The 21301-nt window shown below is 70.8% G+C and carries 22 protein-coding genes; 20 read left to right on the forward strand and 2 right to left on the reverse strand.

The annotated features are described in order from the left end of the window. Position 1 precedes the first annotated feature (1 nt). Positions 2 to 1204 (reverse strand): LysM peptidoglycan-binding domain-containing protein, encoded by a 1203-nt coding sequence (locus NFR93_RS00995; RefSeq protein ID WP_251449471.1) that lies wholly within the window; start codon positions 1202 to 1204, stop codon positions 2 to 4. 173 nt (positions 1205 to 1377) lie between these two features. Between NFR93_RS00995 and NFR93_RS01000 the strand changes: the two genes are divergently transcribed. Continuing rightward, the gene (locus tag NFR93_RS01000; RefSeq protein ID WP_251451413.1) at positions 1378 to 1704 is read left to right on the forward strand and encodes an Rv2175c family DNA-binding protein; all 327 of its coding nucleotides are present in this window, start codon (positions 1378 to 1380) and stop codon (positions 1702 to 1704) included. Between the two features lie 12 nt (positions 1705 to 1716). Here NFR93_RS01000 and NFR93_RS01005 read toward each other — a convergent pair whose 3' ends face one another. Next, the gene (locus NFR93_RS01005; protein WP_251449472.1) at positions 1717 to 2811 is read right to left on the reverse strand and encodes a polyprenyl synthetase family protein; all 1095 of its coding nucleotides are present in this window, start codon (positions 2809 to 2811) and stop codon (positions 1717 to 1719) included. A 67-nt stretch (positions 2812 to 2878) separates the two neighbouring features. Between NFR93_RS01005 and NFR93_RS01010 the strand changes: the two genes are divergently transcribed. From NFR93_RS01010 to NFR93_RS01100, 19 genes are all read left to right on the forward strand, one after another. Then, entirely contained in the window at positions 2879 to 3250 is a 372-nt protein-coding gene (locus NFR93_RS01010) for an SCO2097 family morphological protein (RefSeq protein WP_251449473.1), read from the forward strand. Between the two features lie 161 nt (positions 3251 to 3411). Beyond that, positions 3412 to 3843: a division/cell wall cluster transcriptional repressor MraZ gene (mraZ, locus tag NFR93_RS01015; RefSeq protein ID WP_251449474.1), complete on the forward strand. Its 432-nt coding sequence runs from the start codon at positions 3412 to 3414 to the stop codon at positions 3841 to 3843. Positions 3844 to 3944: 101 nt separating this feature from the next. Beyond that, positions 3945 to 4898, forward strand: a complete 954-nt coding sequence (gene rsmH / locus NFR93_RS01020) for a 16S rRNA (cytosine(1402)-N(4))-methyltransferase RsmH (protein ID WP_251449475.1) — start codon at positions 3945 to 3947, stop codon at positions 4896 to 4898. Continuing rightward, positions 4895 to 5473, forward strand: coding sequence for a cell division protein FtsL (gene ftsL / locus NFR93_RS01025; RefSeq protein ID WP_251449476.1), 579 nt, complete (start codon positions 4895 to 4897; stop codon positions 5471 to 5473). The genes rsmH and ftsL overlap by 4 nt, the downstream gene beginning before the upstream one ends. A gap of 4 nt (positions 5474 to 5477) precedes the next feature. Further along, positions 5478 to 7274, forward strand: a complete 1797-nt coding sequence (locus NFR93_RS01030; protein ID WP_251449477.1) for a peptidoglycan D,D-transpeptidase FtsI family protein — start codon at positions 5478 to 5480, stop codon at positions 7272 to 7274. Positions 7275 to 7299: 25 nt separating this feature from the next. Further along, positions 7300 to 8730 carry a UDP-N-acetylmuramoyl-tripeptide--D-alanyl-D-alanine ligase gene (locus NFR93_RS01035; RefSeq protein WP_251449478.1) on the forward strand — a complete coding sequence of 477 codons (1431 nt, stop codon included), beginning with the start codon at positions 7300 to 7302 and terminating at the stop codon, positions 8728 to 8730. Further along, positions 8727 to 9839: a phospho-N-acetylmuramoyl-pentapeptide-transferase gene (mraY, locus tag NFR93_RS01040; protein ID WP_251449479.1), complete on the forward strand. Its 1113-nt coding sequence runs from the start codon at positions 8727 to 8729 to the stop codon at positions 9837 to 9839. Before NFR93_RS01035 ends, mraY begins: the two co-directional genes overlap by 4 nt. After that, positions 9836 to 11383, forward strand: coding sequence for a UDP-N-acetylmuramoyl-L-alanine--D-glutamate ligase (murD, locus tag NFR93_RS01045; RefSeq protein ID WP_251449480.1), 1548 nt, complete (start codon positions 9836 to 9838; stop codon positions 11381 to 11383). The genes mraY and murD overlap by 4 nt, the downstream gene beginning before the upstream one ends. Beyond that, positions 11337 to 12587 carry a putative lipid II flippase FtsW gene (gene ftsW / locus NFR93_RS01050; protein WP_251449481.1) on the forward strand — a complete coding sequence of 417 codons (1251 nt, stop codon included), beginning with the start codon at positions 11337 to 11339 and terminating at the stop codon, positions 12585 to 12587. The genes murD and ftsW overlap by 47 nt, the downstream gene beginning before the upstream one ends. Before the next feature lie 10 nt (positions 12588 to 12597). Next, positions 12598 to 13683 carry an undecaprenyldiphospho-muramoylpentapeptide beta-N-acetylglucosaminyltransferase gene (murG, locus tag NFR93_RS01055; protein WP_251449482.1) on the forward strand — a complete coding sequence of 362 codons (1086 nt, stop codon included), beginning with the start codon at positions 12598 to 12600 and terminating at the stop codon, positions 13681 to 13683. 67 nt (positions 13684 to 13750) lie between these two features. Further along, a complete protein-coding gene (gene murC / locus NFR93_RS01060) occupies positions 13751 to 15214 on the forward strand; it encodes a UDP-N-acetylmuramate--L-alanine ligase (protein WP_251449483.1) in 1464 nt (487 codons plus the stop codon). Positions 15215 to 15220: 6 nt separating this feature from the next. Continuing rightward, the gene (locus tag NFR93_RS01065; RefSeq protein WP_251449484.1) at positions 15221 to 16234 is read left to right on the forward strand and encodes an FtsQ-type POTRA domain-containing protein; all 1014 of its coding nucleotides are present in this window, start codon (positions 15221 to 15223) and stop codon (positions 16232 to 16234) included. Between the two features lie 154 nt (positions 16235 to 16388). Next, complete coding sequence (gene ftsZ, locus NFR93_RS01070) at positions 16389 to 17537, forward strand: cell division protein FtsZ (RefSeq protein ID WP_251449485.1); 1149 nt, start codon at positions 16389 to 16391, stop codon at positions 17535 to 17537. Positions 17538 to 17556: 19 nt separating this feature from the next. Beyond that, complete coding sequence (locus NFR93_RS01075; protein WP_251449486.1) at positions 17557 to 18246, forward strand: YggS family pyridoxal phosphate-dependent enzyme; 690 nt, start codon at positions 17557 to 17559, stop codon at positions 18244 to 18246. A 32-nt stretch (positions 18247 to 18278) separates the two neighbouring features. Then, positions 18279 to 18737: a cell division protein SepF gene (locus NFR93_RS01080; RefSeq protein WP_251451415.1), complete on the forward strand. Its 459-nt coding sequence runs from the start codon at positions 18279 to 18281 to the stop codon at positions 18735 to 18737. A gap of 3 nt (positions 18738 to 18740) precedes the next feature. After that, positions 18741 to 19040, forward strand: coding sequence for a YggT family protein (locus NFR93_RS01085; protein WP_251449487.1), 300 nt, complete (start codon positions 18741 to 18743; stop codon positions 19038 to 19040). 134 nt (positions 19041 to 19174) lie between these two features. Then, positions 19175 to 19768: a DivIVA domain-containing protein gene (locus NFR93_RS01090; protein ID WP_251449488.1), complete on the forward strand. Its 594-nt coding sequence runs from the start codon at positions 19175 to 19177 to the stop codon at positions 19766 to 19768. An 8-nt stretch (positions 19769 to 19776) separates the two neighbouring features. Next, complete coding sequence (gene lspA / locus NFR93_RS01095; protein ID WP_251449489.1) at positions 19777 to 20370, forward strand: signal peptidase II; 594 nt, start codon at positions 19777 to 19779, stop codon at positions 20368 to 20370. A 5-nt stretch (positions 20371 to 20375) separates the two neighbouring features. Beyond that, complete coding sequence (locus NFR93_RS01100) at positions 20376 to 21296, forward strand: RluA family pseudouridine synthase (RefSeq protein WP_251449490.1); 921 nt, start codon at positions 20376 to 20378, stop codon at positions 21294 to 21296. Positions 21297 to 21301: the final 5 nt, after the last annotated feature.

Below are 21301 nucleotides of genomic sequence, written 5' to 3' on the forward strand. Positions count from 1 at the left end.
TTCACCCGAGAGCGGCGAGCCACTGGTACGAGGGCTTCTCCCACTTCGCATACCGCTTGGGGTACGCCGAGATCTGCACCGCCTGGGCGGCATCCGCGTAGGACATGCTCTGCCACCCGGGGATGTCGAGGAGGCCGCGCGTGCGGGAGCCGTTCGGGTCGCTCGGTCCGCCGAAGAACGCCTTGATCGAGTACACGCGGTCGCGCACCTGCGCCGCGGTGCCCCAGCCGCTGCTCGGTCGCTGCTGGAACAGCCCGAGCGAGTCGCGGTCGCCCCAGTCGAGGTTGCGGATCCATGACTCCTGCATCGCGGTGCCGAGGGCGATGGCGATGCCGCGGTCGGGGACGCCGAGCTCGCGACCCACCTGGATGATGAGCCGCGCGTTGTCGACCTGCTCGGCATCGAGTCCGGCGATCGAGGCGACCGGGATGACGAGCTTCTGACCGGGGTAGATGATCGACGAGGTCGAGAGGCCGTTGGCGGCGAGCACGGCCGCGGTCGAGAGCTTGTAGCGAACGGCGATGGCGTAGATGGTGTCGCCGGCGCGGACGGTGTGGCTGCCCAGCGCCGTGGTCACCGCGGCGTTCGTCATGCCCGACGCAGCGGACGCGGCCGGCGCGGGCTGGGGAGCGGACGCGGCTGCGGCGCCGGGGATCCGGAGCTTCTGGCCGGGGTAGATGATCGACGACCAGCCGAGGCCGTTCGCCGAGAAGACGGCGCCGACCGACACCTTGTGACGTGCGGCGATCGAGCTGATGGTGTCGCCCGCACGGACGGTGTGGGTGGTCGCGGCCGGGGCGGCGGGCTTGGGTGCGGCTGCCGCGGCGGGCGCGGCGGCACCACCGCTCAGCTTCAGCACCTGCCCGGGGTAGATGACCGACTTCCAGGTAAGTCCGTTGAGGCTGAGGACGTCCTGCGTGCGCAGACCGTGCCGTGCGGCGATGGTGCTCACGGTGTCCCCGGGCCGCACCTTGTAGGTGCGCGGGGCGGATGCTGCGGCCACCGGCGCCGCAGCGGGCGCGGTCGTGGGTGCGGTGAACACGCCGCCGGCTCCGCGCTGCATGCGATCCGACGCGGGGGCGGGCTCGACGGCCACCGCGGCGGGCGCGGCGGTCAGCGCCAGCGCGATCGAGCCGGCGACCACCGCCGGAAGTCCCGCGGACACGGTCGCCGGAATGCGGCCTCGTCGGATGTCACGTCGCACAGTGCCCCCTCGGGTGGATTGAGAAGAACCGTGTCACGTATGTGTACAGGTGTCAACACGTGCTACCCACTGGGGCTGGTGTGACTGCTGTGACGAAAGTGATGTCGACAGGCGATGATGAGGTCTCGCAGAAGTGGAATAGTGGCAGGGTGAACGCTGAATCCGCGCCTCGCATCGAAACCACCTGGCTCTCGCTTCCCGAACTCGTCGACATCCTCGGCGAGCCGCTCGGGCGCGTCCGGAAGCTCCTCGACGAGCACTACCTGATCGGGTCGCGCCGCGACGGCGCGGTGAAGGTGCCCGCGGTCTTCCTCAAGGACGACCGGCCACTGTCGTCACTGCGGGGGACCGTCATCGTTCTGCACGATGCGGGCTTCAGCGACGACGAGGCGATCGACTGGCTGCTGACCGCTGATGAGACCATCGGCGTCGCCCCGATCGAGGCGCTGCAGGCGGGTCGCAAGAGCGAAGTGCGCCGCGTGGCGCGCACGCTGGCCTGACCCGACGTCAGCTCAGGTGACCCGCACGGTCGCCGCGCGCAGCAGGTCCCGCAGCCGGCCGACGGCGGCGTTCTCGAGCCGCGCGCCGGCGAGTGCGCGATCGGCCTCGCGCGCGAAGTCGGTGATGAGCGTCTCGACGCGCTCGAGCGCCCCGGTGTCGATGATCGTCTGCTGCAGCGACGCCACCTGACCCGCCTCGAGCGTCGGATCGCCGAGCATCTCGTCCATGATCCGCCGGGCGGGAAGCGGAAGGCGCTCGCGGGCGTAGGCGATCAGCACCGTCCGCTTCCCCTCGCGCAGGTCGTCGCCCGAGGGCTTGCCGGTCTCGCTGGCATCGCCGAAGACGCCGAGCACGTCGTCACGCAGCTGGAAGGCCATGCCGAGCGGGTGCCCGAAGCGCGCGAGGGCATCCGCCTGCGCGTCGTCCGCGCCCGCCAGCGCGGCTCCGATGGCGAGGGGCTGCTGCACGCTGTAGCGCGCGGATTTCAGCGACGCCACGCGCAGCGCGCGCTCGGCGTGCCGCTCGTCGGGCTCGCTCACGAACGCCGACTCCTCGGCGATGTCGAGGAACTGGCCGATCGTCACCTCCTGGCGCATGACCGTGTACTCGCTGCGCGCCGCGCGGGTCGTCCCGGGGGGAGCCGTCGCCAGCCCCTCGTCGAGCAGGTCGGCGCTCCACGCCACGAGGAGGTCGCCGAGCAGGATCGCGCCCGACCTGCCGAAAGAGTCCGGGTCGCCGGTCCACCCGGCTGCCCGGTGGGCGGACTCGAGGGAGCGGTGGGCTGCGGGCCGCCCTCGCCGGGTGTCGGAGTTGTCGATGATGTCGTCGTGGACGAGCGCGGCCGCGTGGAAGATCTCGAGGGCGGCCGCCGCCGCGAGGACGTCCTCGCTCGGTTCGGGCGCTGCGCCACCCGCGCCGGCGACGGCCTGCCATCCCGCGAGGCAGAAACGGCCGCGCAGGCGCTTGCCCCCGCTGAGCGCGGTCGCCGCGGCGTCGATCAGGAGTCGGGCCTCGTCGCCCAGACCCGCCGTGGCCTCCCGCTGTGCGGCCACGAACGTGTCCAGTCGCTGGGAAATCGCTTGAATCGGGTCGTGGGAGGGGCGCACGGGCCTAGCCTAGTGATCAGACGCACGCGTAGAATCGTGCGATATCCGAGCACTTAGAGGGGGACGCATGCCACTCTCCGAACAGGAGCAGCGCCTGCTCGATGAGATGGAACGCCATCTCATGCACAACGACGCCGACGTCGTCACCGCGCCTCGCGACGGTCGCAGCCTGAGCTACCGCAACATCGTCTACGGCACGATCCTCGTGCTGCTGGGGCTCGGCGGTCTGCTGGTGGGCGTGTCCGTTCCGCTCATCGTCGTCGGCGTCATCGGCTTCATCGTGATGCTGGCCGGCGTCGTCCTCGCCGTCACCCCGAGCCGGAATCCGCTGAAGGCCGTCCCCTCCGACAGCGCCCGCCCGGCTCGAGCTCCCTCCCCGCGCTCCTCGTTCATGGACCGCATGAACGACCGGTGGGACCGTCGCCAAGAAGAGCGCTGACCCGCCCGCCCACCCCTCGAAAAGCACCGACCTCCGGGTCGGTGCTTTTTGTGCCCGGGGAGCGTGGGGGAGAATTCCTCATCACAGGGGTGTTTAAGTGGAGGAAAGTGGAGTAAAGTGGCGTCAAGCCGTCGGGGGGCGGAGGAGAGGGGGGAGCCGACATGCTGCTCGGTACCCACACTCCGAAGCTCGACGACAAGGGCCGGGTCATCCTGCCCTCGAAGTTCCGTGACGATCTGGGCGGCGGCGTGGTGGTGACCCGCGGTCAGGATCGCTGCCTCTACGTCTTCAGCACGGAGGAGTTCGAAAGAGTGCACGAGCGCATCCGCGAAGCTCCGCTGGCCAACAAGCAGGCCCGCGACTTCCTGCGGATGTTCCTCTCGGGAGCAAGCGCCGAGAAGCCCGACAGCCAGAACCGCATCACCATCCCCCCGCCGCTGCGCGCCTACGCCGGGCTCGAGAAGGAGCTCGTCGTGACGGGTGTGGGGGCACACGCCGAGATCTGGAACACCGACGCGTGGAACGCCTACGCGGAGAGCAACGAAGAGACGTACGCCGAGCTGGAGCAGGAGGTGATCCCGGGCCTGTTCTGAGCCCTCGATCCTGACTCCCAGCCGCTCCCGCCCTGTCGCACTTCCCCGGCGCCAGGTCCGAGCGGATGGGGATCAGGGTCTAGGGACAAGGCCCCGCCATCATGAGCCTCCGCGATATCCACACCCCGGTCCTCCTCGAGCGCTGCGTCGAACTCCTCGCCCCTGCGCTGGAGCGCCCCGGCGCCGTCTTCGTCGATGCCACGCTCGGCATGGGCGGTCACTCCGAGGCATTCCTCGAGCGGTTCCCCGGCATCCACCTCATCGGTCTCGATCGCGACCAGGACGCCCTGCGGATCGCGGGCGAGCGCCTGGCGCGTTTCGGCGACCGGGTCACGCTGGTCCACACGGTCTACGACGGCATCGCCGAGGCGGTGACCGGCGCCGGGTTCGACGCGGCCGACGGCATCCTCTTCGACCTGGGCGTCTCGTCCCTTCAGCTCGACGTCGCCGATCGGGGATTCGCGTACTCGCAGGACGCCCCACTCGACATGCGCATGGACCAGTCGGCCGGCACGACGGCGGCCGACATCCTCGCCACCTACGGCGAGGGCGACCTGCGTCGCATCTTCGAGCGCTACGGCGAAGAGAAGCTCGCCGGCCGCTACGCGCGGGCGATCATCGCCGCCCGCGCCCAGGCGCCCGTCGACCGTTCGGGTCGCCTGGTCGAGATCCTCATCGCGGCGACCCCGTACGTCGCGCAGCGCTCCGGGCACCCCGCCAAGCGGGTCTTCCAGGCGCTGCGCATCGAGGTCAACCGCGAGCTCGCGGTTCTGGAGCGCGCGGTGCCGGCGGCCCTCGACATCCTGCCGGTGGGCGGGCGCATCGTCGTGCTGTCGTACCAATCCCTCGAGGACCGTCTGGTCAAGCGCGAACTCGCGGATGCCGTGAAGTCCACCGCGCCCGCGGGTCTGCCCGTCGAGCTTCCCGAACACGCTCCCCGGTTCCGCCTGCTCGTCAAGGGCGCCGAGCTGGCGAGCGAAGAAGAACGCGCACGCAACCCGCGTGCGACCCCCGTGCGGCTGCGCGCCGCCGAGCGAGTGAGGACGTCGTCATGAGCACGATCGCCACAGCGGCCACGCTCGCACCCCAGCGGACGACGTCCCCGGGCCGGCGGCTCCACGTCGTCGCGGAGCCCCTGCCGCGGCGCCGGCCCCGGCTGGCGTACGGCATCATCGCGGTCCTCGGCGCGGTGGGGATCGCGATCGCGCAGATGTCGCTGTCGATCCTCACCACGCAGTCCTCCTACGAGATGTCGGCGCTCACCCAGCAGCAGCGAGAGCTGGACTGGCAGGCGCAGATCCTCTACGACGAGGTGGCGGGGCTCAGCTCGCCGCAGTACCTCGCGGCGAACGCCACCGCGCTGGGCATGGTGATCGAGGAGTCGCCCAACTACCTGCGCCTGAGCGACGGCAAGATCCTCGGGGTCTCCGAGGCCGCAGAGGGCCGCGCCTCGGTCAACGCCCTCGGCCGTGCCTCGGTGCCCAACGCGCTCCTCGCCGAGACGCCGCTGGTGACCGACCCGGGCGCCACGATGGCCGGAGACGCCGACGGCGCAGCGACCCCGGGGGCCGGGCCGACCGACACGCCGCCGCCCTTGACCGACGGCCTGCCCACTCCGAGCACACACTGACCTCATGACCTCGGCCAGCACCCGAAGCCCCCGCCGTCGCACCGTCGTAGCCCTCGCCGTCGTCCTCGCGGTCCTCGCGGGCTTCATCGTCCGGCTCGTCGACATCCAGGTCGTCAACGCCGAGGAGCACATCGACGACTCGATGTCGCACGCCCTCGCCGGCTCGCGCACGCTGTACGGATCGCGCGGAACCATCGTCGACGCGCAGGGGCAGACCCTCGCGGGCAGCGTGCTCACCTACGACGGCGTGCTGGACCCGCTCAACATCACCGGGTACGAGGAGAAGGGCGGGTTCCCGCGCGAGGTCGACGGCGAGACCGTCCGCGTCCCGTGGGCGCAGGCCGCTTCCGAGATGGCCGAGATCACGGGGCAGGATGCCGCCTCCATCCGCCGCGGGGTCTCCGACTCGATCGCCGACAACCCCCAGTCGCAGTTCGCCTATCTGGCGCGCGGGCTGACCACCGAGCAGTACCGGGCACTCGTCGACATCGGCGCGCCCTACCTGACCTTCGACCAGCACCCCGCGCGCACATATCCGGATGGCGCGGTCGGGGGAAACCTCGTCGGCTTCATGGGCGCCGAGGGCGCTCTGGCCGGGCTCGAGCTCACCGAGGACTCGTGCCTGGCCGCCACGGACGGCCGGGTCACCTACCAGCGGGGCAAGGACGGCGTCGTGATCCCCGGCACCGCGACCACCCAGCCCGCCACGGACGGCGGGACACTGCAGCTCACGGTCGACCGCGACCTGCAGTGGTACATGCAGCAGCTGATCGCCGAGCAGTCGCAGGCGATGCGCGCCCAGAGCGGCGCCATCCTCGTGGTCGAGACCAAGACCGGCAAGATCCGCGCGGCCGCCGAGTACCCCTCGGTCGACCCCAACGACGTCCTCGCGACGGACGCCGACGACCGCGGCAGCCGCATCTTCGGCGGCTGGTTCGAACCCGGCTCCACCTTCAAGGCCCTCACCGCCGCGACGGTCATCGACGCGGGGGGCCAGACCCCGGCATCCACCGTCGTCGCCTCGAGCACCGAGACCTTCCCCAACGGAGCGTTCGTCCGGGACTCGTTCGTCCACCCCGCCCTGGAGTACACCCTGACCGGGGTGCTCATCGACTCGTCCAACGCCGGCATCTCGAAGTTCAGCGAGACGGTGAGCCCGGCGACCCGTTACGACTACCTGAAGAAGTTCGGCATCGGCGAGGGCAGCGCCGTGGGCTTCCAGGGCGAGCAGTCCGGTCTCGTCTACCCCGCCGAGCGCTGGGACAATCAGACGACCTACAACACCGCGTACGGTCAGGGCCTCACCACGACGATGCCCGAGCTCGCCGGCGCATACACGGCCATCGCCAACGGCGGGGTGCGCATGCCGCTGTCCCTGGTCGAGGCGTGCACGCTGCCCGACGGCACCGTCGTCGAACCGGACCTCCCCGAGCCCACCCGGGTGGTCAGCGAGAAGACCTCCGCCCAGATGCGCGGCATCCTCGAGAACGTCTTCCTGCAGGCCACGTACGCCGACGCCGTCGAGATCCCCGGCTACCGCGTCGCCGGCAAGACGGGCACCGGCGAGAAGTCCAACGGACAGGGCGGCTACAAGGCCGGGGCGTACTACACCACGATGATCGGCTTCGCCCCGGCCGACGACCCCGAGTACCTCGTCGTCGTCACGCTGGACGAGCCGACGAAGGTAAAGTCGTCTGCGGCCAATGCGACCGCGTTCCAGCAGGCCATGACCCAGGTGCTGAAGACCTACCGCGTCATGCCCGCCACGACGGCGCCCAAGGAGCTCCCCAAGTTCGGGTGAGCACCTGGATCAGGCCGGAGAGAACATGATCGCCCTCACTCTTGCACAGCTCGCCGACGCCGTTTCAGGACGGCTGCGCCCGGCCGGCGGCGACGGACCCGACACGGTCGTGTCGGGAACCGTCGACACCGACTCCCGCCTCATCGGCCCGGGTGACGTCTTCGTCGCCAAGCCCGGAGAGACCACCGACGGGCATGAATTCGTGGATGCCGCGGCCGCCGCCGGAGCCGCGGTGGCGCTCGTGGAGCGCCCCGTCGCGGCGGCCGTTTCGCAGATCGTCGTGGCCGATGCGGTGGCCGCACTGTCCGACCTCGCCCGCGAGGTGGTGCGGCGCGTGCGCGAGCACGGCGCGCGAAACGAGCACGGCGCCCTGCGCGTGATCGGGATCACCGGCTCCAACGGCAAGACCACGACCAAGAACCTGCTCGCCCGCATCCTCGAGGACGAGGGCGAGACCGTCTCGCCCAAGGCGTCGTTCAACAACGAGGTCGGCGCTCCGCTGACGATGCTTCGGGTCAGCGATCACACGCGCTACCTCGTCAGCGAGTTCGGCGCCAGCGCACCCGGCGAGATCGCGCGGCTGGCAGGACTCGTCGACCCCGACGTCGGCATCGTGCTGATGGTGGGCATGGCCCACGCAGGCGGGTTCGGCGGCATCGAGGCGACGCTCGCGGCCAAGTCCGAGCTGATCCGCGCGGTCCGGCCCGGGGGGCTCGCGGTGCTCAATGCCGACGACGCGCGCGTGGCGACGATGGCCGCGATCGCCGCCGAGCGCGGCGCCGAGGTCCGCTGGTTCGGCCGCGGGCCCGAAGCCGACGTCCGCGCGGACGACGTCGAGGTGACCGCCGACGGCACGACGTTCACCGTGCACGCCGACGACGACACGGCGACGCTGCGCCTGCGGGTCCTCGGCGAGCATCACGTCATGAACGCCCTCGCTGCGATCGCCGCCGCCACGGCGCTCGGCGTGTCGCTCGCCGATTGCGTGGCCCGACTCGAGACGGTCGAGATCGCCGAACGCTGGCGGATGCAGCCCCTCGGCTCCGATCGCGTCCGGATCATCAACGACGCCTACAACGCCAGCCCCGACTCGATGGCCGCGGCGCTGCGCACCCTCGCCCAGATCACCCGGCCGGGCGAGCGCACCGTCGCCGTGCTCGGCGCCATGAGCGAGCTGGGGGAGTATGCCGAGGAGGAGCACGACCGCATCGGCCTGCTCGCCGTGCGCCTCGGCATCCAGCGCATCGTGATCGTCGGGCCCGAGGCCCGCCGGATGTTCCTCGAGGCCGTCGCGCAGGGCTCCTGGGACGGCGAGGCGGTGTTCTTCGCCACCGCCGACGAGGCGTTCGACTACCTGCAGGGCGAGCTCCGGGACGGGGATCGCGTGCTGGTCAAGTCGTCGAACTCCGCCGGTCTGCGGTTCCTGGGCGATCGTCTGGGAGAATCGTTCTCGTGAGATCCCTTCTGACGTCCGCGGCGATCTCGCTGGCCTTCACCCTCTTCCTCACCCCCGTCTTCCTGCGGCTGTTCCGTTCGTGGGGCTGGGGCCAGGTCATCCGCACGCCCGAGAACATCTACAACCCGAGCCACGGCGCCAAGCGCGGCACGCCCACCATGGGCGGCACGATCTTCATCGTCGGCACGATCGTCGGCTATCTCGTCGGCGCGTACACCGGCAACAACCCGCCGACCATCTCGGGCTGGCTCGTGGTGTGGATGATGGTGGGCTTCGGCGCGGTCGGCTTCATCGACGACTACATGAAGGTGCGCAGTCAGCGCAGCCTCGGCCTGTCGGGCTGGCGGAAAATCGTCGGGCAGATCCTCGTGGCCGTCCCGTTCGCCGTCGTCGCGCTGAACTTCCCCAACGCGTGGGGTCAGACCCCGGCATCCCCGTACATCTCGATCTTCCGCGACGTGCCGATGCTGTCGTTCATGGCGCTCGGCCCGATCATCGGCTGGATCCTCTACATGACGTGGATCTCGTTCATCGGCGTCGCCTCGTCCAACTCGGTCAACGTCACCGACGGCCTCGACGGACTGGCCGCCGGCGCGGGCATCTTCGTCGTGGGCGCCTATAGCCTCATCGCCTTCTGGCAGTTCAACCAGGCGTGCTGGGGCGGCGAGGCGCTCGCCCCGACGGTGCAGCCGGCCTGCTATGCGGTCCGCGACCCGTTCGATCTCGCGATCGTCTCGGCGGCATTCGTCGGCGCGCTCGTCGGATTCCTGTGGTGGAATGCGCCGAAGGCGAAGGTCTTCATGGGAGACGTCGGCTCGATGGCGATCGGCGGCGTGCTCGCCTCGATGGCGATCCTGACCCGCACCGAGCTGCTCATGGTGCTCGTCGCGGGCGTCTACGTCATCGCCTCCGGCTCGGTCATCCTGCAGCGGCTGTACTTCAAGCTCACGCGCGGCAAGCGGCTCTTCCTGATGAGCCCGCTGCACCATCACCTCGAGATGCGCGGGTGGCAGGAGATCACGATCGTCGTGCGGATGTGGATCATCGCGGGCCTGCTCGCCGTCTCGGGCATCGGCTTCTTCTACGTCGAGTGGCTCATCGCCACATGAGCGCGGCACGGCTGGACGCCCTCACGAGCTGGCACAGCGACTGGAAGGGCCTGCGCGTCGCGGTGCTCGGCCTGTCCGTCACGGGATTCGCCGTCGCCGACACGCTCATGGAGCTCGGTGCCGACGTCCTCGTGGTCACCGAGAAGGCCGACGAGGAGTACGAGCGCCTGCTGCCGGTCATCGGCGCGCGCCTGTGGACCGGGCCCCTCGCCGAGCCGCCCGCCGAGCTCGTCTCGTTCGAACCCGAGGTCGTCATCGCCTCGCCCGGCTTCGCGCCGACGCATCCGCTCATCATGTGGACGCAGGAGGCCGGCGTCGCGCTGTGGGGCGACGTCGAGCTCGCGTGGCGCGTGCGCGACAAGGTGCGCCGCGCCGACGGCTCGACCGCGCCGTGGCTGCTCGTCACCGGCACGAACGGCAAGACCACCACGACCCGCCTCGCCGCTTCGATGCTGGTCGCCGGGGGACTGCGGGCGGCTCCCGTCGGGAACATCGGCACACCGGTGCTCGACGCCGTGCGCGACCCCGAGGGGTTCGACGCCCTCGTCGTCGAGCTCTCGAGCCACCAGCTGTGGTACCTCGGCAGGCAGACCGGCCCTCAGCCGCTCTCGCCCCACGCCGCCGTCTGCCTGAATCTCGCCGACGACCACCTCGAGTGGCACGGATCGGCCGATGCCTACCGCGACGCCAAAGCGCACGTCTACGACAACACCCGCGTCGCGTGCGTCTACAACAAAGCGGATGCCGCGACGCGCCGCATGGTGGAGGACGCAGAGGTGGTCGAGGGCGCCCGGGCGGTGGGCTTCGACCTGGGCGTGCCCGGCCCGAGCGACCTCGGCGTCGTCGACGGGATCCTCGTCGACCGTGCGTTCCTGGAGGACCGCCGCACCAGCGCGCTCGAGCTCACCACCGTCGAGGAGCTGCAGGAGCTCGGTCTCGGCGCTCCGCACATCGCGGCGAACATCCTCGCCGCGGCGGCCCTCGCACGGTCGCTCGACATCGCGCCCGCCGCCGTCCGCGACGCGCTGCGCGGCTTCCGGCTCGACCCGCACCGCATCGAGGTCGTCGCGCGCCACGACGGTGTGACGTGGGTCGATGACTCCAAGGCCACCAACCCCCACGCGGCATCGTCCTCCCTCGCCGCGTACCCGGGCGCGGTGTGGATCGTCGGAGGGCTCCTCAAAGGGGTGGACATCTCGGACCTGGTCGCCCGGCGCGGAGCCGCGGTGTCGGCCGCGGTGATCATCGGCGAGGACCGCGCGCCCGTCGTGGCCGCGTTCGAGCGACACGCGCCGGCGGTGCCGGTGTTCGAGGTCGACTCCGCCGAGACTGAAGACGTCATGGCGCGGGTCGTCGAGATCGCGGCCGGAGTCGCCCGTGACGGGGACGTGGTTCTGCTCGCCCCCGCCGCGGCGTCGTTCGACCAGTTCTCGTCCTACGCCGACCGCGGGCGGCGCTTCGCCGACGCGGTGAGACAGCGGATCGGAAGGGGCGGCGGTGACCACGACGCTTCCGCCGACCCGGCCGCCGGCCCAGCCCGCTGACGGCGAGGACCCTCGCGGGCTCGCCGCCCGCGTCTCGCTCGGCCGTGTGTTCGCGCCGGTCCCCAGCGAGTTCCTGCTGATCGCGTCCACCGCGCTCCTGCTCACCGGCTTCGGCCTGGTCATGGTCCTCTCGGCCACGAGCGCCATCGCCACCGCCGCCGGGCAGCCCGCGTGGGACGCGATGGTCAAGCAGGGCGTGTTCGCCCTGCTCGGCATCCCGATCATGTTCATCGCCAGCCGGTTCCCGGTGAAGTTCTTCAAGCGGATCGCCTGGCCTGCGCTCATCGGCGCCGTGATCTTCCAGCTGCTGGTCTTCACCCCGCTGGGCGTCACGGCCAACGGAAACCGCAACTGGATCATGATCGCGGGCCTGCAGGCCCAGCCCGCGGAGTTCCTCAAGCTGGCGCTGGCACTGTGGCTGGGCTTCGTCCTCTTCCGCAAACGGTCGCTGCTGACGAAGTGGCAGCACGTGTTCATCCCCGTCGTGCCCGTCGCCGGTCTCGTCATCGCCACCGTCCTGGCAGGCTCCGACCTCGGCACCGCCATGGTGCTGTTCCTCATCGTCCTCGGAGCGCTGTTCTTCTCCGGCGTGCGGCTCCGGCTGTTCGCCCTGCCGGCGCTGCTCGTGCTCGGCGCGGTCGCCGCCCTCGCGGTCACCAGCCCCGACCGCATGCGCCGCATCATGAGCTTCCTCAACCCCGACTGCCTCGCCGACTACTACGGCGACTGCTACCAGCCCCTCCACGGCATCTGGGGCCTCGCCGGCGGCGGCATCTTCGGGCTGGGGCTGGGCAACTCGAAAGAGAAGTACGACTGGCTGCCGGCAGCCGCCAACGACTACATTTTCGCGATCGTCGGCGAAGAGCTCGGTCTCATCGGCTGCGTCGTCGTGCTCGCCCTCTTCGCCCTCTTCGCGGTCGGTGCCTTCCACGTCATCCGCAAGACCGACGACCCGTTCGTCCGCATCGTCTCGGGCGCCATCACCGTCTGGATCGTCGGCCAGGCGCTCATCAACATCGGCGTCGTGCTGCGGGTCTTCCCCGTGCTCGGCGTGCCCTTGCCGTTCATGTCGCAGGGCGGCACGTCACTGCTGTCGGTGCTCATCGCGTGCGGTGTGCTGCTCGCGTTCGCGCGCTCCCTGCCCGTGCGTCGTCCGCTGCCGCCGGCCCGCCCGACGCCGGTCCGCGCGCGCCCGACCCGGTAACCTCGCCTGGGTGACGACGTACCTTCTGGCCGGCGGAGGAACCGCCGGGCACGTGAATCCGCTGCTCGCCGTGGCCGACGCTCTGCGTGAGCGCGACCCCGATGCCACCGTGCTCGTCCTCGGCACCCGAGAGGGTCTCGAGGCCCGCCTGGTGCCCGAACGCGGCTACGAGTTGCTCTTCGTCGACAAGGTGCCCTTCCCGCGGCGCCCCGATCGGGCCGCGGTCGCCTTCCCTGCCCGCTTCAGCCGGGCGATCGCCCAGGTGCGCGCGCACCTGCGGGATCGTCACGTGGACGTCGTGGTCGGCTTCGGCGGCTATGCGTCGGCACCCGCCTACGTCGCCGCCAACCGCGCGCGCATCCCCGTCGTCGTCCACGAGGCCAACGCGAAACCGGGCCTGGCGAACGTCCTCGGCGCGCGACGCGCTGCCGGGGTCGGCGTCGCCTTCCCCGGAACGCGGCTGGCGCGCTCCCACATGGTCGGGATGCCGCTGCGCCGCGAGATCGTCGACCTCGACCGAGCCGCACTCCGCGCGGAGGCGGCAGGGCACTTCGGGCTCGAGGCGGACCGGCCCACTCTTCTCGTCTTCGGCGGCTCGCTCGGCGCGCAGCGCCTCAACGAGGCCTTCGGCGAGGGTCATGACGCGGCCTGGCGCGACGTGATCGAGGCCGGGTGGCAGCTCATCCACGTGACGGGGGAGCGCTCGACACTCGCCGACCCGGGCGCTGCGGGCTACGCCGTGCGACGGTACGTCGACCGCATGGACCTCGCCTTCGCGCTGGCAGACCTCATCGTCTCGCGCGCAGGAGCCGCCACCGTCTCGGAGATCAGCGCCCTCGGCATCCCCGCCGTGTACGTACCGTATGCGGTCGGCAACGGAGAGCAGGCGCTCAACGCCGCCGCCGCCGTCGCCGCGGGCGCCGCCCTGATCATCTCCGATGCCGAGTTCACCGGAGACCGCGTGCGCCGTGACGTCCTGCCGCTCCTGCGCGACGCCGAGCGTCGCACGGCGATGGCGGTCGCGGCGGCGACCGTCGGCACCCGCTCCGGCTCCGAGAACCTCATCGCGATGATCGATCACGCCGTCGCCCGCTGACCGGCCGCTCGCGCGACCAGCGCGCCGGGACCGCGCCCCCGGGTCGCCGATCTAGGATTGACGGGCCATGATCAGACCCGACCTCTCGCTGCCCATCCCCGCCGACATCACCGCTGCCCATTTCATCGGCATCGGCGGCTCGGGCATGTCGGGACTGGCCCGCATGTTCCTCGACCGGGGCATCCGGGTCTCGGGCTCCGACCGCGCGGACAGTGCGGCCCTGCGGGACCTCGCCGCGCGCGGCGCGACGGTGTTCGTCGGTCACGACGCCTCTCATCTTCCGGATGATGCCGACACCGTCGTGCACACCGGGGCGATCTGGCCGGAGAACCCCGAGTTCCTCCTCGCCAAGGAGCGCGGCCTCCACGTCATCCACCGATCGCAGGCGCTGCACTGGCTCATCGGAGGTCGTCGCCTGGTCGCCGTCGCCGGAGCCCACGGCAAGACGACCTCGACCGGCATGATCGTCACCGCGCTGCGGGACCTCGGCGAGGAGCCCACGTTCGTCAACGGCGGCGTCATCGCCCAGCTGGGAACGTCCAGCGGCACGGGCTCGGACGACCTGTTCGTCATCGAGGCCGACGAGTCGGACGGAACCTTCCTGCTGTACGACACCTCGATCGCCCTCATCACGAACGTGGACCCCGACCACCTCGACCACTGGGGAACGCGCGAGGCGTTCTACGACGCCTTCGTCCGCTTCGCCGATGAGGCCCGCGAAGCGGTGGTGATCTCATCCGACGACCCCGGCGCCCGTCGCGTGGCCGCCGCCCTCTCGCACCGCAACGTCGTGAGCTTCGGCGAGGCGCCAGAGGCGGATGTGCGCGTCACCGACATCGCCACCGACGGGCCGGTGTCCTTCACCATCGTCCACGGCGGCTCGTCGGTCGAGGGGCGGCTTCCGGTCCCCGGCCGCCACAACGCCGTCAACGCGGCCGGGGCCGTCGCGGTCCTGGTCACCCTCGGCCACGGCCTCGAGGCCGCGGTGCGCGCCGTCGAGGGCTTCGCCGGAACCATCCGCCGCTTCGAGCTGCACGGTGTCGAGCGCGGGGTCAGTGTGTACGACGACTACGCCCATCACCCCACCGAGGTGGCCGCGGCCCTCTCCGCCGCGCGGACGGTGGTCGGCGACGGACGCATCATCGCCCTCCACCAGCCCCACACCTACTCGCGCACGCAGGAGATGTTCCGCGAGTTCGCCGACGTGCTCGAGCAGCACGCCGACCACACCGTCGTGCTCGACGTCTACGGTGCGCGCGAGGATCCCATCCCCGGAGTCACCGGCGAACTGGTCAGCGATGCGTTCCAGGATCCCGGCCACGTCCACTTCGTCGCCGATTGGCAGGCGGCGGCCGACTACACCGCCGAAGTCGCCCGACCCGGCGACTACGTCATCACCCTCGGCTGCGGCAACGTCTACCAGATCATCCCGCAGGTCCTGCAGGCCCTCACCCTTCACGGGCCGGGCGCTGCGGGAGGCTCCGCGTCCGCCGTCTCGGACGACTCGGCCGCGCACGGCGCGGGGGAGTAGCACTCCATGCGCCGGCCCACTCCGCTGCCGCCGCCACCGGCCGGATCGCCCCCCGCGGCGTCGGCGCGGCGGGACGACGACGACGGCCGGCGCCGCGCGCGCGAGGACCGCGTCGGCGAGGGGTCGGGCAGCACCGAACGCGACGACACGACCGAACTCGCCCCCGTGATACCCCTCGCCGCGGCGTCCGATCCGGCGACGCCGGATTCCGCCCCGCCCGATCGCGCGGCGCCGGGTTCCGCGGCGGCGGACGAGCCGATCAGTCTGGCGACCGTGTGGCGGGCCGCGTGGGCGCGCCGGCGCGCGCTGCGCAGCGAGGTGCGGCGCTTCACGGGGCGGCAGCGGCGTCGACGGATGCTGGGGCTCGGCGTCGCGGCATCCCTCGCCCTTCTCGTCGTCGGCAGCCTGGGCGCGGCCTACAGCCCCCTCTTCGCGGTCGAGGACATCACCGTGGTGGGCGCGTCGGAGCTCGACGCCGCGGCGGTCGAGGAGGCCCTGGCGGATCAGCTGGGCACGCCGCTGCCCCTCGTGGACGACAGCGCGGTCAAGGCTGCGCTGATCGCCTTCCCGCTCGTGGAGTCGTACGCCCTCGAGGCGCGGCCGCCGCACGAGCTCGTGGTGCGCGTGGTCGAGCGCACCCCCATCGGGCTCATCTCGTCCGAGGCCGGATACACCCTCGTGGATGCCGCGGGCGTCGCTCTCTCGACGACCGAGAAGCCCGCGGCCGGCAGGCCCCTGCTCGAGATCCGCGGCGGCACCGACTCCGAGGCGTTCGACGCGGTCGGGCAGGTGATGCGCACGCTTCCCGAGACGATCCGCGTGCAGGTGACGGCGGTGTCGGCGTCGACGCCGGACGACGTCACCCTCACCCTCGGCGAGACCGACACCGACATCGTGTGGGGGAGCGCCGACGAATCCGCCTTGAAGGCCGTCGTCCTCGAGACCACGATGGCGGCCCGGCCGCCGGCCGACGTGAGCGTCTACGACGTGTCGTCGCCGGACGCCATCGTCGTCCGCTGAGACGACTATCGCGGGAGATGTCGCGACACGCCCGCACGGTGCCGGTTCGCGGGGTCGCGCGCGCTTACTTTCAATGCAGGAATTGCATACCGAGCAATTCTTTATACCTCTACTAGAGGTTTAAGGTTTCGGGTTCGGGAAGACGGAGGCCGGCATGAGCCAGAACCAGAACTACCTCGCCGTGATCAAGGTGGTCGGTGTGGGTGGCGGCGGAGTCAACGCCGTCAACCGCATGATCGAACTTGGTCTGCGCGGGGTCGAGTTCATCGCGATCAACACGGATGCGCAGGCGCTGCTGATGAGCGACGCCGACGTCAAGCTCGACGTCGGGCGCGAGCTCACACGCGGGCTCGGCGCGGGCGCCGACCCCGAGGTGGGGCGCCGCGCAGCGGAGGATCACACCGAGGAGATCGAGGAGGCCCTGCGCGGGGCCGACATGGTCTTCGTCACCGCCGGTGAAGGCGGCGGCACGGGCACCGGTGGAGCGCCCGTGGTCGCCAAGATCGCCAAGTCCATCGGCGCGCTGACCATCGGTGTCGTCACCAAGCCCTTCTCGTTCGAGGGACGCCGCCGGCAGAGTCAGGCCGAGGCCGGCGTCGCCCGCCTGAAGGAAGAGGTCGACACCCTCATCGTCGTCCCGAACGACCGGCTGCTCGAGATCAGCGATCGCGGCATCTCGATGGTCGAAGCGTTCGCCACGGCCGACCAGGTGCTCCTGGCCGGTGTGCAGGGCATCACCGATCTGATCACGACCCCCGGTCTCATCAACCTCGACTTCGCGGACGTGAAGTCCGTCATGCAGGGAGCAGGTTCCGCCCTCATGGGCATCGGCTCGGCGCGCGGGGCGGATCGCGCCATCAAGGCCGCCGAGCTCGCGGTCGAGTCGCCGCTGCTCGAGGCGTCGATCGAAGGCGCCCACGGCGTGCTGCTGTCGATCCAGGGCGGATCGAACCTCGGCATCTTCGAGATCAACGATGCCGCGCAGCTGGTGAAGGAGGCCGCGCACCCCGAGGCCAACATCATCTTCGGAACCGTGATCGACGACACGCTCGGCGACGAGGTGCGGGTCACCGTCATCGCGGCGGGCTTCGACAGCGGAGAGCCCACGCTGCGCCTCGACCCGGTGACGACCTCGCGCGTCGTCGCGCCCCCGGTGCTGCCGGCGGTGCCGGCCGAAGATGCCGCGCGTGAAAGCCGTCCCGAGCCCGAGCCCGCTCGCGTGAGCGTCAGTGCTCCCGCGGAGAGCAGCTACGACTCCGCGTTCGGCGACGACGACCTCGACATCCCCGACTTCCTGAAGTAAGCCGAAAGCGCACGCCCGCGTGGACGCCGATCTCGCCGCCCGTCTCGACGAGGTCGATGCGTCCATCGCGGGCGCTGCGCGTGCCGCGGGACGCGACCCGGCCGCGGTCACCCGGATCGTCATCACGAAGTTCCACCCGCTCTCGCTGATCCGCGACCTCGTCGACCTGGGCGTGCGCGACGTCGGCGAGAACCGTCAGCAGGAGATCTCCGAGAAGGTCGCGGAGTTCGGCCGGCCCGAGGGCCTCACGTGGCACTTCGTCGGCCAGGTGCAGACCAAGAAGGCGCGCGCCGTGCGCGAGGCGGCATCCGTCGTCCACTCCCTCGACCGGGCGCGCCTGGCCGACGCGCTCGACCGCGCAGGCGCCGACGGGGCGGCGCCGCTGGACGTGCTGATCCAGGTCAACCTCACCGAGGACCCCGACCGCGGAGGCGTCGCTCCCGCCGACATCGAGTCGCTGACCGAGCATGTGCTGTCGTGCGGCACGCTGCGGCTGCGGGGCATCATGGCCGTCGCCCCGCTCGATGAGGAACCCGCCGCGGCGTTCGCCCGGCTGGCCGACTACGCAGGGCGCCTGCGCGCGGTGGCGCCTTCCGCGGACTGGATCTCGGCGGGGATGTCCGCCGATTTCGCCGAGGCGATCGCTGCCGGTGCGACACACCTGCGGATCGGCTCGGCAATCACCGGCCCACGGCCCGAGCGCCGTTAGCCTCGACACAGATGAGCACAACGGAGGATGCGATGTCGAACCCGCTCAAGAAGACCATGGTGTACCTGGGCCTCGCCGACGAGGAAGAGATGTACGACGAGCCTGCGCCCCAGTCGACCGCCCGCAAGGAGAAGTCCGTCGAGAAGGCAGCACCCGTGACCCCTCTGCACCGTCCGACCGTCGTCCGCCAGCCCGCGCCCAGCGCGATCAGCGAGATCCTCACGGTCCACCCCAAGCAGTACCGCGACGCCCAGGTGATCGCCGAGAACTTCCGCGACGGCGTGCCCGTCATCATCAACCTCTCGCAGATGAGCGACGCCGACGCACGGCGCCTCATCGACTTCGCCAGCGGTCTCTCGCTCGGCCTCTTCGGCCGCATCGAGCGCGTCACGAGCAAGGTCTTCCTGCTCTCGCCCGAGAATGTGGCGGTCTCCGGTGACGGGGCGGTCGCTCAGGCCGACCCGGAAGCGGTTCCGTTCGTCCAGCATTGACTCGTGGACATCATCCGGCTCATCGCAGCAGTACTCAATTTCGCGCTTCTCATCTACGTCTTCGTGCTGTTCGCACGGCTGGTGCTCGAATGGGTGCCGCTGTTCAACCGCGAATGGCGGCCGCGCGGCGCGGGACTCGTCGCCGCGGAGGTCATCTACACGGTGACAGACCCGCCCATCAAGTTCTTCCGTCGCTTCATCCCGCCCCTGCGCGTCGGCGCCATCGCCATCGACTTCGGTTTCGCGCTCACGATGCTCCTGGTGTTCATCCTGCTGAGCGTCACGCGCGCGCTGGCGTCCTGACGGCGGCGACGCGCCCACGCGGCGGTGCCTTCGACAGGCCCCGAGCCCGCGACTATGCTTTCCAGATACGACCGCTCATCGCGGCGGTCACCCGACATCGGCCAGCGACCTGAGCGCTCGAAAGAGGAATCACCATGGCATTGACCCCCGATGACGTCGTCACGAAGCAATTCCAGCACGTCCGTTTCAAGGAAGGCTTCGACCCGGACGAGGTCGACGACTTCCTCGACGAGATCGTCGTCGAGTGGCGCAAGGCCCTGGCCGAGAACGAGGAGCTGAAGGCGAAGCTGGCTGCGTACGAGTCCGGCGAATCCGCTCCGGCCGAGGCCCCCGCTCCGGCCGCTGCCGCAGCCCCCGCCCCGGCTCCCGCCGTCGAGGCCCCGGCATCCGACGCCACCGCGCCCGCTGCCAGTGCCGGCATCATCGAGCTCGCCCAGCGCCTGCACGACGAGCACGTCGCCGAGGGACGCGCGCAGCGCGACCAGCTCATCGCCGACGCGAAGGCGCAGGCCGCCTCGATCATCTCCGAGGCCGAGACCCGCGGCCGCGAAGAGGTCGCCCGCCTCGAGCGCGAGCGCGCGAACCTCGAGAACCGCATCTCGGAGCTCCGCAACTTCGAGCGGGACTACCGCTCGCAGCTGCGCAGCTACATCGAGGGCAAGCTCCGCGACCTCGAGACCACTGCGACCACGTCGGGTGCCACTCCGGTCTCGGCCATCGGTCTGTAGGCCGGCCTTTGGCAGGCCGAACACCCCTGCATCGGGCGGCGGCCAGCACCATCATCGCGATCCTCGCGGTGGTCGTGATGGCCGCCGACCAGTTCACCAAGCACCTCGCGATCCAGGGGCTTCCTCCCGAGGAGCCTGTTCCGGTCCTCGGCGAGTTCCTGATCTTCTACCTCGTGCGAAACCCCGGCGCCGCTTTCTCGCTCGGTGAGGGCGTGACCTGGATCTTCACGCTGGCTCTGGCCGCCGTCGCCGTCATCATCGTCTACCTGGCGATCATGCGGGTGCGCTCCCGCCTGTGGGCGGTGGCACTCGGGCTGCTGCTCGGCGGCGTGCTGGGCAACCTCACCGACCGTGTCCTGCGCACCCCCGGCTTCCCGGTGGGCCACGTCGTCGACTTCATCAACACCCCGTGGATGATGCCGGCGATCTACAACGTCGCCGACATCTTCATCGTCTCGATGATGATCGCCGTCGCTCTGCTGGTGCTGGTCGGAATCGGCTTCGACGGCACGCGCGAGCGCCGCGTGGAGGAGCCGACGGACGCCGAGCGCATCGACACGGGGTCCGCGGATCCGGCCGACGGCACGCCGGAGCGGGGCTGACCCGCATGCAGTCACGCACACTGCCCGTACCCGATGGGCTCGACGGGGCGCGCGTGGATGCCGCACTGGCGAAGATGCTGGGATTCTCGCGCACCTTCGCCGCAGACGTCGCCGACGCCGGCGGCGTGCGGCAGGACGGGCGCGAGCTCGGCAAGTCCGATCGGCTCCGAGGCGGCGCGTGGCTCGAGGTGTCCTGGCGGCCGAAAGAGGAGCCCGTCGTGGTGCCGATGGCGGTGCCCGACCTCGGGGTGGTCTTCGACGACGACGAGTTCGTCGTGATCGACAAGCCCGCGGGCGTGGCCGCCCACCCCTCGCTCGGCTGGGAGGGCCCCACGGTGCTCGGAGCGCTGGCCGCCGCGGGCTTCCGCATCACCACGAGCGGCGCCGCCGAGCGCCAGGGCGTGGTGCACCGGCTCGACGTCGGCACGAGCGGGCTCATGGTCGTGGCGAAGTCCGAGCGCGCCTATACGGCGCTCAAGCACGCGTTCAAGGAGCGCGAGGTCGAGAAGATCTACCACGCGGTGGTCCAAGGGCATCCCGACCCGCTGACCGGCACGATCGAGGCGCCGATCGGGCGGCATCCGTCTCATTCTTGGAAGTTCGCCGTCGTGCCCGACGGCAAGGAGTCGGTCACGCACTACGAGACCCTCGAGGCGTTCCCGGGGGCGTCGCTTCTCGAGATCCACCTCGAGACGGGCAGGACCCACCAGATCCGCGTGCACATGGCCGCTCACCGGCACCCGTGCGCCGGCGACCCGCTGTACGGTGCCGACCCGACGCTGTCGGCGCGACTGGGGCTCACGCGGCAGTGGCTGCACGCCCGGCAGCTGGCGTTCTCGCACCCCGCGACGGGGGAGTGGGTGCAGTTTTCCTCGGACTATCCCGCCGATCTCGCGCACGCGCTCGAGGTGCTGCGCGCGGACTGACCGGC

It is taken from the genome of Microbacterium sp. Marseille-Q6648 (genome assembly GCF_943181415.1).
Classification (GTDB): Bacteria; Actinomycetota; Actinomycetes; order Actinomycetales; family Microbacteriaceae; genus Microbacterium.